The organism is Devosia sp. P3_B2 (assembly GCF_056402875.1).
The window spans coordinates 328,901-342,988 of sequence record NZ_JBFUGO010000002.1 but is presented as its reverse complement, the minus strand read 5'-3'; the positions used below and the strand labels follow the sequence as shown (position 1 = coordinate 342,988).

Here is a 14,088-nt window from a genome sequence, read left to right as displayed (position 1 = left end):
GCCCCCTTCCCCACCCCCGAATGCCGCGACGGCCACGCCCGCACGGCATCCGCGTCGTCTGCCTCCGCTCCGAGGCCATGCCCGAGACCTGGCCCGGGGCCCCCGAGCACGCCGAAATGTTCAAGGAGTTCAAAGCCTGCATGACCTCGGGCACCATCCTCGGCCACATGACCACCCTCGCCGAGCTCGCTAACGCCGCCGCCTTCGCCGCCTCCGACCGCGCCACGGCCATCAGCGGCGCTATCCTCAACGTCACCTGCGGCTCGGTCATGGACGCGGATTGACCGCCAACAAACCGTCGTTCTGCACGCGATTTCCACTGCAACGATAAATACACACTACCCTGTTGCTTGTGACAATATCTGCTGACATCATCCGCCCCCAGTTATTCTGTTGGTATCTGAATATTCGACACGGGGCGAATGCGATGAACGACAGTTGGCAGAATGTTGTGCTGCGGAACATGCATCCGAAGCTGCGGATGTTCTCTAATTGCGACCCGGACGTCAGTTCCGCCAAATCTGAGGTACAGCCGGCACTACGAGTAAAGACCCAGCAACTGGCCGCGGTCACGCCGCCCGTTGCCACGGCCATAGCGCCCGCCGACGCGCCGCGTCGCGGCACCGCAAAGAAGAGCGGCGTCGATGTGCAGGCGCAGCGCGAGGCCGTCGAAGTCAGCGTCTTCGTGCGTGCGACCGACACGCTGCCGCCGGTCGCCGGCCAGCAGACCCTGCGCGGCATGGGCACTCGGCGCATGTCGCTCGACGAGGCATATGATCTCGCCCGCGACGGCAGCACCATCTTCATCGAGCCGGCCGACGCGCTGAAGCTGCCGCGCCCGTTCAAGGGCAGCGCTGGCGCCACTGCTCCCGCTGCCCGCGCACCCGATGCCACCGCGGCTCAACTCGGCGACGGCAAGGGCATGATGATTGGCATCATCGATGTCGAGGGCTTCGACTGGGCCCATCCGGACTTCATCTCCGACGGCAAGTCCCGCTTCGTCAGCATCTGGGACCAGGGCGCCAAGGAAGGGCGCGACCGCAAGGGCCTCAAGCGCGGCCGGGTCATCACCGCTGCGGCGATGGAGGCGGCGCTCGCCGACGCCGAGGCCATCCACGTCTCGCCACACGATCTCGAGCCGCAATCCCAGATGGTCGTCGGATCGCACGGCACCCATGTCGCCTCGATCGCCGCCGGCAACAGCGGCATCTGCAGCGGCGCCGAGATCGCGGCGGTGCTGATCGCGGTGCCCGAGGACGAGATGGAACGCCGCACCTCGTTCTACGATTCTACCACCCTGCTCGATGCCATCTATTACCTGCTCGATCTCGCCGGCGAGCGCCCTATCTCGATCAACATCAGCCTGGGCACTAACGGCCACGCCCATGACGGATCCAGCATCCTCGATCGCTGGATCGATGCATTGCTCACGGAACCGGGCCGCTCCATCTGCATCGCCGCCGGCAATGCCGGCCAGGAACGACCCGAGGCACCCGACGATCTCGGCTACATGATGGGCCGCATCCACGCGAGCGGCAGGATCGACGCCCAGGGCCTCGACCATATCCTCGAGTGGCAGGTGGTCGGCGACAAGATCAAGGACGCCTCGGAAAACGAACTCGAAATCTGGTACGAGCCGCAGGACCGTTTCGCCATCAGCATCCGCCCGCCCGATGGCGACTGGATCGGCCCGGTGCAGCCCGGCGAGTTCATCGAGAACCATCAGCTGCCCGACCGCACCCTGATCAGCGTCTATAACGAGCTGCACCACCCCACCAACGGCGCCAACTACATCGCCGTTTATCTCAGCCCATTCTTCGGCACTGACGTGATCGTCGGCATCCCCTCAGGCACCTGGGAGGTGAGGCTGCATGGCCGGGTCATCCGCGACGGCGCCTTTCACGCCTGGATAGAGCGCGACGATCCGGCCGATCTTGGCGACGGCAACTACTTCTGGCCCTCGTTCTTCACTGAAGCCTCGCATGTCGACACTTCGTCGGTCAGCGCCCTCGCCTGCGGCCAGCGCGTCGTCTCCGTCGCAAATCTCGATGAACTGAAGCGTCGCGCCCACATCACCTCGAGCCAGGGCCCTACCCGCGACGGCCGCCTGAAACCTGACATCACTGCCCCCGGCACCCGGATCGTCGCCGCCAACGGCTTTGGCGACCCGGACAACCTGTGGATCGAGATGACCGGCACCAGCATGGCCAGTCCCTATGTCGCGGGCGTCGTCGGCCTGATGCTCGCCGCCGAGCCGACGCTCACCGCCGCGCAGATCCTCGGCATCATCAAGGCCACGTCCCGCCCGCTGCCCGGCGCCACCTACAAATGGGCCAACGATCTCGGCTTCGGCGTCATCTCGCCGGCCGCCTGTGTCGCCGAGGCCTCACGCGCACTGGATCGCATCGAGCTCAAGAAGTCGGCTCCGGCAAAGCCGGCCATCGCCGCCGGCGCTGCCGCCGCCGGCCCGGCGCGTCGGCGCAACGCCCCTCCAAAAGCCGTTCCAACCCGCCGCCCCCCGACCGCCGAGGACAAGTCATGAAGATCACTCTCCTGCCCTCCGGCAAGGGCGATTGCCTGTTGCTCGAAGCCGGCGCCGTCAGCATCCTCGCCGACGGCGGCATGCCCGACGCCTATGCCGCCGAAGCACGGGGCTTCCTCGGCAAATGGGCCGAGGACACCGGCAAGCATTTGGATCTGGTCTACGTCTCGCATGTCGACCAGGACCATATCGCGGGCGTCCTGCAACTGCTTGAGGACACCGTGCTCTGGCGCGTCTACGACCACAAGCATGGCCACGGCCTGCCGGCCACCAAGCCGTCCTTCCGGAAGCCGCCCGAGGTCAAGCGCATCTGGCACAACGCCTTCAAGACCATGGTCGATGAGTCCGAGGCCATCGGCAGCGTGCTCGCCTCCCGCGCCAACAGCCTCTCCAGTTCTTCCACCCCGACCCTGCTTCGCCTCGCCGACGCCTTCCGCTCCGTCGCCAACTCCATCCCCGAAGCCATCAAGGTGTCGCGCCGCATCGCCGCCGACCAGTTGAACATCCCACTAAACGGCGAATTTGGTCACTTGCTCGCCATGGTGCGCGGCCAGGAGGTGATCAGCCTCGCCCCCGGCAGCACCCTCGAAGTCCGTATTATCGGCCCATTCAAGAAGGATCTCGAAATCCTCCGCAAATACTGGAAGAACTGGCTCGCCGATGCCGGCAACGCCGGCAGCGTCGCCAAGCTCGAAGCCTGGCTCGAGGACAACGAAGGCCCGGTCCCGCCCGGCTTCGGCGTCTCGATCGACGACGAACTGGGCCACCGCCAGAGCGTCACCGAGCCCAACCTCGCCTCACTGATGCTGCTGCTCGAGGAACCCAAGGCCGGCGGCGGCGTCACCCGCGTCATCATGACCGGCGACGGCCATTCCGAGGATATCCTCTCCGGCCTCACCCATCACGGCCGCCTCGCCGATGGCGGGGGCCTGCATGTCGACGTGCTGAAGCTCCAGCACCACGGTTCCGAGAACAATCTCGACCGCGCATTCGTCAAGCGCATCACCGCCGACAACTACCTGATCTGCGCCAATGGCGAGCACGAGAACCCCGACCTGCGCGTCCTCGAAGTTCTGCTCGACTCGCGCCTCGGCCCGGCCGACAAGCTCTCGCCCAATCCGGAGGCTGGCCAGCCGTTCACTATCTGGCTCAACTGCAGCACGGCCTACCTGGAAAAGCAGCAGACCGCGTTCATGGCCAAGAACAACAACAAGCCGTCCGACAAGCTGACCAAGTGCCTCGCCCAGTTCGCCGCTATCGAGCAGAAACTCGCCACGGCCAAGCAACAGAGCCACGGCCGCCTCAAGCTGAAATACCTGAAGAACAAACCGCTGGAGCTAGAGGTCTGAGCCGGGGCTGAAAATCCCCGGCGCCGCATGCTAGTCTCCGCCAATCCAGCGGAGCCCCTCCTCATTCCTGACTCCATCCATATCGGCGGCGCCGTGCATCTCCCGCTTACGGAGATCGGCATCGACTACATTCGCAGTCCCGGCCCCGGTGGCCAGAACGTCAACAAGGTGGCCAGCGCCGCCCAGCTCCGCTTTGACCTCATGGGCTCGCCATCGCTCCCCGAGCCGCTGAAGCACCGTGCCGCCGCCCTCGCCGGCAGCCGCCTCACCACCGACGGCGTCATCGTCATCACCGCCAATCGCTTCCGCAACCAGCCGCAGAACCGCGACGACGCCATCGACCGCCTGACGCAGATGCTTCGCGCCGCCCTCGTCCCGCCAAGACCGCGGCGCCCCACCAAGCCGACCTTCGGCTCGAAGCAGCGCCGCCTCGAAGGCAAGACCCAGCGGGGGGCTGTCAAGAAGCTGCGAAGTTCGAGGAACTTCGACTGAGCTTTTGGCTACGCCGAGAGGCTGGCCCGCGCCGCCGCGCCCACTTCCGCCTCGCCAATGAACACCGGCGGGGGCATCTCATCGCGATGCTCCGCGTAGTCCGCCTCGATATGTGCCTTGAACTCATCAATATCGTGCTGGAATTCCTTGGCCGACGACTTCAACCCAGCGTCCGCCATCATCCGCCCCACCAGCGGCCCGCTCGATTTGCTGAAGATCTGCCTCAGCCGAGTCCCCGTCGCCGTCTCCTCGAGCCGCAACTCCGTCAGCCCCGTCACCCCCTTGATGGGGATCGGCGGAATGTACTCCACCACCATCTGCTCGAACGGCTCCCACTCCAGCACCGTCAGCGGAATGATCGCATCCCCGTGGTAGCACTGGAACACGCTGCCGACCGCCACCCGGCCGCCGCTCTTTCGGTTCACGTCCAGGCGAGTCGCCGCCAGCAGCACCATGTAGTGCTCGGGCTGCACCAGATAGTCCCACACCCGCTCGCGCGGCAGGTCGATCTCGGCGCTCACCTGCATCAGCGTGCGATCCGGCGGAATCGTCACCCGCGTCAGCCGGCGCTTCTCTTCCCAAACCCGGTGCATGTCCTCGATCCAGACCTGCACGGTGCCGAAATTCTCGTAGCTCTCCTCATGCACCACCAGCCCCTCGGTCCCAAGCCCGAGCTTGTTGAGCGCCGCATCGGTGAACAGCGTATAGGCCCGGAACCCAGTCACCTCGGTCACATGGTTCTTCAGCAGCCGATGGATCAGGATCACGTCCGAGCCCACCAGCTCGTCATGCGCATCGAGCTTCTGCACCCCGAATTCGCCGTGATGGACGAAGAACTTCAGGTCCAGCGACCCAATATTCCGGCACGCGTTGCACGGACACGTCGTGTTGTGCACCATCCGCTCGATCGCCCGGCGGAAATCCACGTAGGTGTCCTCGATCGTCTCGGCGAATGTCTGCCCGGTAAGGAAGTTGTCGCTGAGCCCATAACTGATCACCGCATCCCCCGCGAGCCGCGAGATCACCAGCGGCGGCCGCGTATCCCGGATCAGCAAATTCAGCAGCGCCGTCAGCGTCTGCTGCGCATGCTCCAACTCCGACGCCCCCAGGTACTGGGTATAGCCGGTGATGTCGGCGATCAGGAAATAGCCAAGCCGGGTGGCCACCATAACCCCTCCCCCGCCGCGAGGGCAGTTTGTCACGAAACGGGGCCGGGGTGGTAGAGGGGCGATCGGATCAGCGCTTCGCCGATCTCATCGCCTCGGTGATCGCCACCGTCTCGACGCTCACCCGCGTCACCCGCCCGATCAGGTCGATCACCCTCTCCTTGTAATCGGCGAAGCGATAGGTGTTGAACCTCTCGCGGATGGTCGGGTCCTTCGGCGTCTTTTCCTTGTACTGGTCGAGCACCCATTCAACGCCCGAGCGGTTGCCGAGCTTACCCCTGCGCACGCTACCCCGCCTTCAAGCCAACTACCACCCCGTCACCCGCCACAAATCCTCCCCAATTTGCACTGCACTCTACTTTGCATCGCAAACCGAGCGCCCGCCCCATGCCCGATCTCGACAAAGCCCTGGCCGATATCGTCGAGATCAAGTCCCGCCTCGCCCAATCGAGCGAGTTCCTCGGCCTCGGTCCCGCTGCCCTCGCCACCTCCGGCGCCCTCGCCTTCGCGGTTGCTGCGCTACAGTCGATCCTCCCCGGCGGCGCCGAACCCGCCGCCTACTTCGCCGCCTGGGTGCTCACCGCTATCCTCGCCGTCGCCCTCATCGGCGCCGAGATGCTGCGCCGCTCGCGCCGCCATCATGCCGGCCTCGCCGACCAGATGATCCGCGAAGCCGTGCTCAACTTCGTGCCTTCAGGCGTCGCTGGCGCCGCGCTCCTCGCCTTCTTCGCCCGTTTCGCGCCCGAACAACTGTGGCTGGTGCCCGGCCTGTGGCTGATCCTCGTCAGCCTCGGCATCTTCGCCGCCGCCCGCTCCCTGCCCCGCGCCATCGCCCTGGCCGGCGCCTGGTATCTGCTCGCCGGCTTCACCGTGTTGCTGCTCGCCGCCGCCGACCACACGCTGTCGCCCTGGCACATGGGCCTGCCTTTCGCCGTCGGCCAGCTGCTCGTCGCCGGCATCGTCCACCGCGCCCCGGAGGCCGCCAATGTCCGCTGAGCCCGACGCCCCTTTCGCCTATGACGGGCTCGATCGCGTCATCCACGAAAAAGCCCGCCTCGGGATCCTCACCTCGCTCATCAGCCGCCCCGACGGCCTCGCCTTCAACGACCTGCTGCGCCTCTGCGGCCTGACCCAGGGCAACCTCAGCCGCCACCTCGCCGTACTGCAGGAAGCCGGCCTCGTCGACATCCACAAGGGCTACACCGGTAACCGCCCGCTCACCGAAATCCGCCTCACCCCCGCCGGCCGCCAGCGCTTCCTCGATTACCTCGGTGTCCTCGAACGCGTCGTCCGCGACGCCTCGGCGCGAGCCAGCACTCCGAATGCTCAACCAAAGCTCCGCCCAACCTGACGGCTCCCTCTGATCCTCCCCCGCGTGACGGGGAGGGGACCGGCGAAGCCGGTGGAGGGGGCGACCCAACCATCAGTCCCCGTCACCGAGCACAAATCATGCCTACCCCCCCAACGCTCACTCATGAGGTTTACAATGCAAACCACTCCCCACCACAAACTCCACGTCGCCATCATCATGGACGGCAATGGCCGCTGGGCCGAAGCGCGCGGCCTTCCCCGCCCCGCCGGCCATGAGGTCGGCGCCGATGCAGTCCGCGCCGCCGTCCGCACCGCCATCGCCAACGATGTCGGCGCCCTCACCCTCTACGCCTTCTCCACCTACAACTGGCGCCGCCCCGAGCCCGAAGTTGCCGGCCTCATGGCCCTGCTCCGCCACTTCCTCCTCGTCGAGGCTCGCCAGCTGCGCGACAACAACGTCCGCATTTCCATCCTCGGCCGCCGCGACCGCCTGCCGCTCGGCCTCGTGAAAGCCATCGCGGTCGCCGAACGCACCACCGCCGCCTGCACCGGCCTCCATCTACGCATCGCCATCGACTACTCCGCCCGCGACGCCATCCTCGCCGCCGCAGGCCAGGGCCTCACGCCCGAAGCGGTTGCCGCGCAGCTCGGCACCGAGGACGTCGACTTCCTCATCCGTACCGGCGGCGACCAGCGCCTTTCCGATTTCCTGCTGTGGGAATGCGCCCAGGCCGAGCTCTATTTCACCAAGACCCGCTGGCCCGATTTCGGCCCCGCCGAGTTCGACTCTGCCCTCGCCGACTATACCAGCCGCACCCGCAGCTTCGGCGCCATCCCGGCATGAAGACAGCGGCGCGTTCGGATGGAACGCGCCTCCACGCTTACCTCTTCCCCAACCCTTCCTCGACACCTCCCGATCGGCGTAATGCCGGTCACATCTTCGGGACCCGCCGTGATTGCGGCGACTTTGCAGCGCACTATTCTTCCAGCAAGCAGGGCCAGGGCACGAGCCGTTGGGCGCCTCGCGGGCCTAGCATCGGGCACACGGACACCAGCGGGGCAATTCGGCCAGCGGCCCCGCCTGTGCAAGCCCCGAGGAGGCCCCCATGAAGCACCAAACCCCCGAACAATTGCGCGAAGCTGCCGCCATCGTCGCGGCAAATCCCATCACTAGGATGACCCGTCGCGAGCGCCTCAGCCGTTGGGCCGATCTGCTCGATCGGCACGGCGGTCCGCTGGAAGCGCTGTATCGCATTGAGTATCTGCCCGAGGACGAGCGCCGCGCCTATCGTGGCGGCGATACCACCCCGCTCGCCCTCGCCTACCGCGACCCTGTCCTGCTCGGCGACGGCCTCACCGGCAACACGCTCGGCGACGCGATGGACTACTTCGAGATGACTGACGAGGACGCCCATCACCTGCTCTGCGATTGCCACTACATGGGCTCGCTCACCGGCCACAACCTGGCAGCACGGCTCCGCCGCTATGCCGGAGGCGGCGGCGTCATGGCGTGGGCCGGCAGCATCTTCGGCGCCCACTCCGGCTGAATAGCCGCCCACGCGCGAGTAGATGAGGCGGCTCTGGTGTACGGCCGCCTCTTCTTGCCCACCACGAAGCGCCGCCGGCCGGCCCCCGCAGCGGATGCCCTGGTCGGCCCCTAGGACATCCACGCCCTCTCGATCGGCGCAATGCCGGCCACCAGGTCCCGCGCGAAGAAGGCCTGCGTGTGCGGCGTCTGCATGTGCAGGTCCAGCGCCGCCTGGTCGGCGAAATCCTCTATCAGCAGGAACGAGTGCGCCCGGTCCAGCGCCTGGAAGAAGCCGAACTCATCGCAGCCCGCCTCAGCCGCCGTCGCCTGCTGCAGCGCCAGCAGCGCCTCGCGCATTTGCTCCGCCACTCCGGGCTTGGCCTCGATCCGCACCACGCGCCTGATCTTCGTCATTCTGCAGTCTCCGTTTTGTTGATGCGCGCAGTTTGCATCGCGCCGCGGATGTGCAAAATCTGGCAATTACGTGCACCGGCTGTGAGAAATTTCCCAATGCTCGACTGGCAGGATCTCCGCCATTTCGTCGCCCTGGCCGATGCCGGCACCCTGTTGGGGGCGGCGCGCGTCCTGCGCGTCGAGCACGGCACCGTGGCCCGCCGCGTTGCGGCGCTGGAATCGGGGCTCAACCAGAAGCTCGTCGACCGCAGGTCCGGTCGCTACATCCTCACGGGGGCCGGCGAGCGCGTCGCGGCGTCGGCGCGGCGCATGCTGACGGAAGCGCTCACGCTCGAGCGCTCGCTCTTCGCCGAAAGCGGGACCGCTGCAGTGGAGGTGGCCGTCAGTTTGCCACCGGTGATCGCCTCCCACCTCGTCGCGCCACGCCTCGACCGTTTCCGCGCCACGCATCCCGGTCTCCACCTGCAGCTGCTCGGCGAAACCCATGCCGCTTCGCTCACGCGGCGTGAGGCAGATGTCGTCCTGCGCCTGTCCCGCCCCGACGATCACTCGCTTGTGGTGCGCCGCGTCGGCGAGGTGACGTACCGCGCCTATGCCGCGCCGGATTACCTCGCCACGCACCCCCTCGCCGAACGTGGCTTCATCGGCCTCAGCCATGAGCTCGACGAAGCGCCCAACCAGCAATGGCTGAAGCAACTCGCCGGCGATCGCCCGCTGCTGCTTCGCAGCAACGACCTCGTGACTCAATGCGCCGCGGCGCGAGCCGGTGTCGGCATCGCCGCCCTCCCCGCCTTCCTTGCCCGGAGCATCGGGCCCGAGCTGGTCGAAGCGGATCCAGGATCGTTCCGCCGCGACGCCTGGATCGCCTTCCACCGCGACCTCCGCGGCGCTCCCCACGTCAGTGCCGTCGTGGCATTTCTTGCCGAGTGCATGCGCGGCGCGTAGCCTATGGCCGTTGGAAGGTCTGATATTCCGCCTCGCCCGCCCGCTCGAACACCTGGATATTGAGCCCACCCGGCGTCGTGTCGTTCCGCAACGCCCGCATCGCCGTGGCGACCCCGCCGTCGGCGAACAGCTTGTGGCCCGCACCAACGATCACCGGCGCCACGACCAACCGCAGCTCATCGACGATCCCGGCCGCCAGCAGCGACCCAGCAAGGCTTCCGCTACCGTGGACTTGCAGCTCGCCACCTTCACGGTCCTTCAGCTTTCCGACCTCATTGAGGATGTCGCCCCGCAAGATGGTCGCCGGCCCCCACGCGGTGGTCCCGAGCGTCGAGGACGCCACGTATTTCGGCAGGCTGTTCATCATCAAGCCGATCGCATCGTCCGGCTTGTTCATCTCCGGCCAGTCCCGCGAGAAACTCTCGTATGTCCGGCGGCCAAGCAGCAGGCCTCCCGCCTTCTGCAGCCACTCCCTCGCCTGGTCGAGAAACACCTGGTCGAGATACGGCACGAACCAGCCACCGCGAGAAAAGCCGTCGCTGCGATCCTCCTCCGGGCTCCCCGGCCCCTGATATACACCGTCCAGCGACACGAACGTCATTACGACCAGTCTCATTTCGATCTCCAACACTTTGCCCTTCGGCTAACTATCAACGCAAGACAGTTAGCGCAACGGCTAAGTGATGCAGGCTCTAAAATACTTAGCCATTGCGCTAAGCATGCCCCGGTGCTAGGCGTCGGAAATGCACGCAGGCACCGAGCAACTGAACGGCATCTTCCAGGCCCTCGCCGATCCGACGCGGCGAGCCATCCTGCGACGCCTGGGCTCTGGCTCAGCCGGCGTGGGCGAACTGGCGCAACCATTCGATATGGCCTTGCCCTCGTTCATGAAGCACATCACCGCCCTCGAGCAGAGCGGTCTGATCCGCACCTCCAAGTCCGGCCGGGTCCGCACCTGCACCATCGAGAAGGCAACCTTCGACGCAATCGAGGACTGGCTGAGCGACCAGCGCAAGCTGTGGAGCGAGCGCACCGATCGCCTTGAGGTCTTCGTCACCAGGGAACAGCAGCCGTGACTGAACCGATCGACCCGGAACGCGACCTCATCATCGAGCGCTTCATCCGCGCGCCAAAATCCGCGATCTGGGAGGCCTGGACCCAGCCCCGCAAGTTCGAGCAATGGTGGGTTCCGGAGCCTGCCAAATGCCGCGCCGTCCGCTTCGAGGTGGTCCCCGGCGGCCCGCTGGTCACTGAAATCAGCGAAGCCGGCCAGCCCTTCGCGCCGCACATGAACGGCTGCTTCCTCCTAGTCGAGCCGGAGCAGCGCCTCATCTTCACCGACGCCCTGCTCGGCGGCTGGCGCCCCGCCCCCAGCAGCTTCATCACGGCGGAAATCGCGCTGCACGCCGTCGACGGCGGCACCCAGTACAGCGCCCGTGCCATGCACAGCGACCGCGCCCATCGCGACAAGCACGCCGAACTCGGCTTCTACGACGGCTGGGGCACCGTCATCGGGCAGTTGGCAAAGTTCGTCGAAACGCCACTCAGCTGACCCGCCCCTGTTCCCATTCCGTTCCTCTCGTGCTAGCGTCTCCCCACGCCGCTACTGACAGAGTCTGACAGCGCACCTATCTATGGTGCTCGCTGCCGACGCCAGCTGTACGAGATCGCCATGCCCTCGCAGAAAAAGCCCGCCACCACCGAGTTTTCCATCGACGACTTCCTCGGCGAGATCGAGAAGGCGGAGGATGAGCGCCTCAACAAGCGCCTCCCCCAGGAGCGGCTGAAGAACAAGCGCGCCCTGGACAACGCCGCCCGCCGCGCCGCCGAAGCCGCCGGCACCGGCATCCAGCCGCTAACGCCCCAGCCTGTCGAAAAGCCGAAGAAAACCGCCCGCAGCGCCGCCACTGGCATGCAGCTCAAGGCGCCAAAATCCAAGGCCAACTCAGTCGATCGCCCGGATTTCGGCGGCATGGGCGAATCCGACCAGGCCGGCTTCGGCCACCTGCCCTCCGGCCGCGTCACCGCTCGCGACATCTCCCGCCAGGCCGCCAAAGACCCCGAGGTCATGGAGCAGCTGCGCGAGGCGCTGGAGACCTCCAAGAAGAAGGTCAAAGCCAAGAACATGCCCGGCCAGTCGCTGGCCGGCGCCCAGACCGTCGGCATCTCCGCCACCGTGAAGGCCCTCGAGGACATCATCCTCCACGGCCGCAAGGAGGTCGAAGGCAACAAGGAGTGGAAGCCCCACCGCCCCGCCCCGCGCGACAAATCCGAAGGCGGCGTGCCGTTCAAGCTCGTCACCAGCTACGAGCCCCGCGGCGACCAGCCCACCGCCATCGCCGACCTCGTCGAAGGCGTCGAGAACGGCGAGACCGACCAGGTGCTGCTCGGTGTCACCGGCTCCGGCAAGACTTTTACCGCCGCGCAGACCATCATGCGCACCCAACGCCCGGCCCTCATCCTCGCGCCCAACAAGACGCTGGCCGCCCAGCTCTACGGCGAGATGAAGTCGTTCTTCCCCGATAATGCCGTCGAGTACTTCGTCTCCTACTACGACTACTACCAGCCCGAGGCGTATGTCCCGCGCACCGACACCTATATCGAGAAGGAATCGACCATCAACGAGCAGATCGACCGCATGCGCCACTCGGCGACGCGCGCCCTGCTCGAACGCGACGACGTCATCATCGTCGCCTCGGTCTCCTGCATCTACGGTATCGGCTCGGTCGAAGACTACACCGCCATGACCTTCGACCTGCGCAAGGGCCAGAAGGTCGACCACCAGGAACTGCTCCGCTCCCTCACCCAGCTGCAATACAAGCGCGGCGACACCGGCTTCGTCCGCGGCACCTTCCGCGTCCGGGGCGACACGGTGGAGCTATTTCCGGCGCACTATGAAGACGCAGCCTGGCGTATCACCCTGTTCGGCAACGAGATCGAGTCGATCGCCGAGTTCGATCCGCTCACCGGCAAGAAGAGCTCCGACCTGCTCTCCGTCCGCATCTTCGCCAACAGCCACTACGTCACGCCACGCGCCACCCTCACCGGCGCCATCAAGGAGATCCGCAAGGAGCTCGCGGCGCGCCTGCAGGAGCTCAACGGCGCCGGCCGCTTCCTCGAGGCCCAGCGCCTCGAGCAGCGCACCCTGTTCGATCTCGAGATGATGGAAGCCACCGGCTCCTGCGCCGGTATCGAGAACTATTCGCGCTACTTCTCCGGCCGCAAGCCCGGCGAGCCGCCTCCGACCCTGTTCGAATATCTCCCCGACAACGCCCTCGTCTTCATCGACGAAAGCCACGTCACGGTCGGCCAGCTCGGCGCCATGTATCGCGGCGACCTGCGCCGCAAGGCCACCCTCGCCGAATACGGCTTCCGCCTGCCCTCCGCCATGGACAACCGCCCGCTCCGCTTCGAGGAGTGGAACGCCATGCGCCCGCAGACCGTCTACGTCTCCGCCACCCCCGGCGCCTGGGAAATGGAGCAGGCCGGCGGCGTCTTCGCCGAGCAGGTCATCCGCCCCACTGGCCTCATCGATCCGCCGGTCGAGATCCGCCCCGCCAAGACCCAGGTCGACGACGTCGTCGACGAGATCCGCCAGGTCAGCAAGGCCGGCTACCGCACCCTCGTCACCGTGCTCACCAAGCGCATGGCCGAGGATCTCACCGAGTACATGCACGAGCAGGGCATCCGCGTCCGCTACATGCACTCCGACATCGACACCATCGAGCGCATCGAGATCATCCGCGACCTCCGCCTCGGCGCTTTCGACGTCCTCGTCGGCATCAACCTGCTGCGCGAAGGCCTCGACATCCCCGAATGCGCCCTCGTCGCCATCCTCGATGCCGACAAGGAAGGGTTCCTCCGCTCCGAGACCTCGCTGATCCAGACCATCGGCCGCGCCGCGCGTAACGTCGACGGCAAGGTCATCCTCTACGCCGACAACATCACCGGCTCCATGGAACGTGCCATGGCCGAAACCAGCCGCCGCCGCGAAAAGCAGACCGCCTACAACGTCGCCAACGGCATCACCCCGCAGTCGGTCAAGTCGAACATCAAGGAGATCGTCGACTCGATCTACGAGCAGGACCACGTCACCGTCTCGATCGGCAAGGGCAAGGACGGCAAGGAAAAGATCCAGGTCGGGGCAAACCTCGCCGCGGTCATCAAGGACCTCGAGCGCGAGATGCGCGAAGCCGCCACCAACCTCGAATTCGAAAAAGCCGCCCGCCTCCGCGACGAAGTCAAACGCCTCCGCGAAATGGAACTCGACGCCCTCGACGCCAACCCCGCGGACTAGCGCCGGCCCCCTTCCTTCACCCCCCCTAGTGGGGAGGGTAGCGC

16 protein-coding genes are annotated in these 14,088 nt (G+C 66.3%); 12 read left to right on the top strand and 4 right to left on the bottom strand.

The window, feature by feature from the left end; translation table 11 throughout:
- Positions 1-20 precede the first annotated feature (20 nt).
- From AC1DV8_RS04490 to arfB, 4 genes are all read left to right on the top strand, one after another.
- Positions 21-284: an SDR family oxidoreductase gene (locus tag AC1DV8_RS04490; RefSeq protein WP_477156625.1), complete on the top strand. Its 264-nt coding sequence runs from the start codon at positions 21-23 to the stop codon at positions 282-284.
- 143 nt (positions 285-427) lie between these two features.
- The gene (locus AC1DV8_RS04485; RefSeq protein ID WP_477156624.1) at positions 428-2,542 is read left to right on the top strand and encodes a S8 family serine peptidase; all 2,115 of its coding nucleotides are present in this window, start codon (positions 428-430) and stop codon (positions 2,540-2,542) included.
- On the top strand, positions 2,539-3,891 hold the full coding sequence (locus AC1DV8_RS04480; RefSeq protein ID WP_477156623.1) for an MBL fold metallo-hydrolase: 1,353 nt from the start codon (positions 2,539-2,541) through the stop codon (positions 3,889-3,891). The genes AC1DV8_RS04485 and AC1DV8_RS04480 overlap by 4 nt, the downstream gene beginning before the upstream one ends.
- Positions 3,892-3,918: 27 nt before the next feature.
- Entirely contained in the window at positions 3,919-4,383 is a 465-nt protein-coding gene (arfB, locus tag AC1DV8_RS04475; protein WP_477156622.1) for an alternative ribosome rescue aminoacyl-tRNA hydrolase ArfB, read from the top strand.
- A gap of 8 nt (positions 4,384-4,391) precedes the next feature.
- Here the strand turns inward: arfB and AC1DV8_RS04470 are convergent, their stop codons facing one another.
- Together AC1DV8_RS04470 and AC1DV8_RS04465 are read right to left on the bottom strand one after the other, a co-directional pair.
- The gene (locus AC1DV8_RS04470) at positions 4,392-5,549 is read right to left on the bottom strand and encodes a DUF2652 domain-containing protein (protein WP_477156621.1); all 1,158 of its coding nucleotides are present in this window, start codon (positions 5,547-5,549) and stop codon (positions 4,392-4,394) included.
- A 70-nt stretch (positions 5,550-5,619) separates the two neighbouring features.
- Positions 5,620-5,835 (bottom strand): type ISP restriction/modification enzyme, encoded by a 216-nt coding sequence (locus tag AC1DV8_RS04465; RefSeq protein WP_477156620.1) that lies wholly within the window; start codon positions 5,833-5,835, stop codon positions 5,620-5,622.
- 101 nt (positions 5,836-5,936) lie between these two features.
- On the opposite strand from AC1DV8_RS04465, the gene AC1DV8_RS04460 reads away from it, so the two are divergent.
- The 4 genes from AC1DV8_RS04460 (at position 5,937) to AC1DV8_RS04445 (ending at position 8,407) form a co-directional block, all read left to right on the top strand.
- Positions 5,937-6,545: a hypothetical protein gene (locus AC1DV8_RS04460; protein WP_477156619.1), complete on the top strand. Its 609-nt coding sequence runs from the start codon at positions 5,937-5,939 to the stop codon at positions 6,543-6,545.
- Complete coding sequence (locus tag AC1DV8_RS04455; protein WP_477156618.1) at positions 6,535-6,900, top strand: transcriptional regulator; 366 nt, start codon at positions 6,535-6,537, stop codon at positions 6,898-6,900. Before AC1DV8_RS04460 ends, AC1DV8_RS04455 begins: the two co-directional genes overlap by 11 nt.
- Before the next feature lie 135 nt (positions 6,901-7,035).
- Complete coding sequence (gene uppS, locus AC1DV8_RS04450) at positions 7,036-7,704, top strand: polyprenyl diphosphate synthase (RefSeq protein ID WP_477148847.1); 669 nt, start codon at positions 7,036-7,038, stop codon at positions 7,702-7,704.
- 262 nt (positions 7,705-7,966) lie between these two features.
- Entirely contained in the window at positions 7,967-8,407 is a 441-nt protein-coding gene (locus tag AC1DV8_RS04445; RefSeq protein WP_477148846.1) for a hypothetical protein, read from the top strand.
- 110 nt (positions 8,408-8,517) lie between these two features.
- Here AC1DV8_RS04445 and AC1DV8_RS04440 read toward each other — a convergent pair whose 3' ends face one another.
- A complete protein-coding gene (locus AC1DV8_RS04440) occupies positions 8,518-8,802 on the bottom strand; it encodes a putative quinol monooxygenase (protein WP_477148845.1) in 285 nt (94 codons plus the stop codon).
- Between the two features lie 96 nt (positions 8,803-8,898).
- On the opposite strand from AC1DV8_RS04440, the gene AC1DV8_RS04435 reads away from it, so the two are divergent.
- Positions 8,899-9,747, top strand: coding sequence for a LysR family transcriptional regulator (locus tag AC1DV8_RS04435; RefSeq protein ID WP_477156617.1), 849 nt, complete (start codon positions 8,899-8,901; stop codon positions 9,745-9,747).
- A 1-nt stretch (position 9,748) separates the two neighbouring features.
- Here AC1DV8_RS04435 and AC1DV8_RS04430 read toward each other — a convergent pair whose 3' ends face one another.
- Positions 9,749-10,363, bottom strand: a complete 615-nt coding sequence (locus tag AC1DV8_RS04430; RefSeq protein ID WP_477148843.1) for a dihydrofolate reductase family protein — start codon at positions 10,361-10,363, stop codon at positions 9,749-9,751.
- Between the two features lie 127 nt (positions 10,364-10,490).
- On the opposite strand from AC1DV8_RS04430, the gene AC1DV8_RS04425 reads away from it, so the two are divergent.
- The 3 genes from AC1DV8_RS04425 to uvrB all read left to right on the top strand — a co-directional run bounded on the left by AC1DV8_RS04425 (position 10,491) and on the right by uvrB (position 14,044).
- Positions 10,491-10,823 carry an ArsR/SmtB family transcription factor gene (locus AC1DV8_RS04425; RefSeq protein ID WP_477156616.1) on the top strand — a complete coding sequence of 111 codons (333 nt, stop codon included), beginning with the start codon at positions 10,491-10,493 and terminating at the stop codon, positions 10,821-10,823.
- On the top strand, positions 10,820-11,299 hold the full coding sequence (locus AC1DV8_RS04420) for an SRPBCC domain-containing protein (protein WP_477156615.1): 480 nt from the start codon (positions 10,820-10,822) through the stop codon (positions 11,297-11,299). Before AC1DV8_RS04425 ends, AC1DV8_RS04420 begins: the two co-directional genes overlap by 4 nt.
- A 360-nt stretch (positions 11,300-11,659) precedes the next feature.
- Positions 11,660-14,044: an excinuclease ABC subunit UvrB gene (gene uvrB / locus AC1DV8_RS04415; RefSeq protein ID WP_477156757.1), complete on the top strand. Its 2,385-nt coding sequence runs from the start codon at positions 11,660-11,662 to the stop codon at positions 14,042-14,044.
- The last annotated feature ends 44 nt before the right edge of the window (positions 14,045-14,088 follow it).

Excerpts from the sequence above, each read along its gene's own strand:
- uppS (WP_477148847.1), top strand. The coding sequence starts at position 7,036 with ATGCAAACCACTCCCCACCACAAACTCCACGTCGCCATCATCATGGAC.
- AC1DV8_RS04490 (WP_477156625.1), top strand. The coding sequence starts at position 21 with ATGCCGCGACGGCCACGCCCGCACGGCATCCGCGTCGTCTGCCTCCGC.
- AC1DV8_RS04485 (WP_477156624.1), top strand. The coding sequence starts at position 428 with ATGAACGACAGTTGGCAGAATGTTGTGCTGCGGAACATGCATCCGAAG.
- AC1DV8_RS04445 (WP_477148846.1), top strand. The coding sequence starts at position 7,967 with ATGAAGCACCAAACCCCCGAACAATTGCGCGAAGCTGCCGCCATCGTC.
- arfB (WP_477156622.1), top strand. The coding sequence starts at position 3,919 with ATGCTAGTCTCCGCCAATCCAGCGGAGCCCCTCCTCATTCCTGACTCC.
- AC1DV8_RS04440 (WP_477148845.1), bottom strand. The coding sequence starts at position 8,802 with ATGACGAAGATCAGGCGCGTGGTGCGGATCGAGGCCAAGCCCGGAGTG.
- AC1DV8_RS04480 (WP_477156623.1), top strand. The coding sequence starts at position 2,539 with ATGAAGATCACTCTCCTGCCCTCCGGCAAGGGCGATTGCCTGTTGCTC.
- uvrB (WP_477156757.1), top strand. The coding sequence starts at position 11,660 with ATGCAGCTCAAGGCGCCAAAATCCAAGGCCAACTCAGTCGATCGCCCG.
- AC1DV8_RS04425 (WP_477156616.1), top strand. The coding sequence starts at position 10,491 with ATGCACGCAGGCACCGAGCAACTGAACGGCATCTTCCAGGCCCTCGCC.
- AC1DV8_RS04435 (WP_477156617.1), top strand. The coding sequence starts at position 8,899 with ATGCTCGACTGGCAGGATCTCCGCCATTTCGTCGCCCTGGCCGATGCC.
- AC1DV8_RS04460 (WP_477156619.1), top strand. The coding sequence starts at position 5,937 with ATGCCCGATCTCGACAAAGCCCTGGCCGATATCGTCGAGATCAAGTCC.
- AC1DV8_RS04430 (WP_477148843.1), bottom strand. The coding sequence starts at position 10,363 with ATGAGACTGGTCGTAATGACGTTCGTGTCGCTGGACGGTGTATATCAG.
- AC1DV8_RS04455 (WP_477156618.1), top strand. The coding sequence starts at position 6,535 with ATGTCCGCTGAGCCCGACGCCCCTTTCGCCTATGACGGGCTCGATCGC.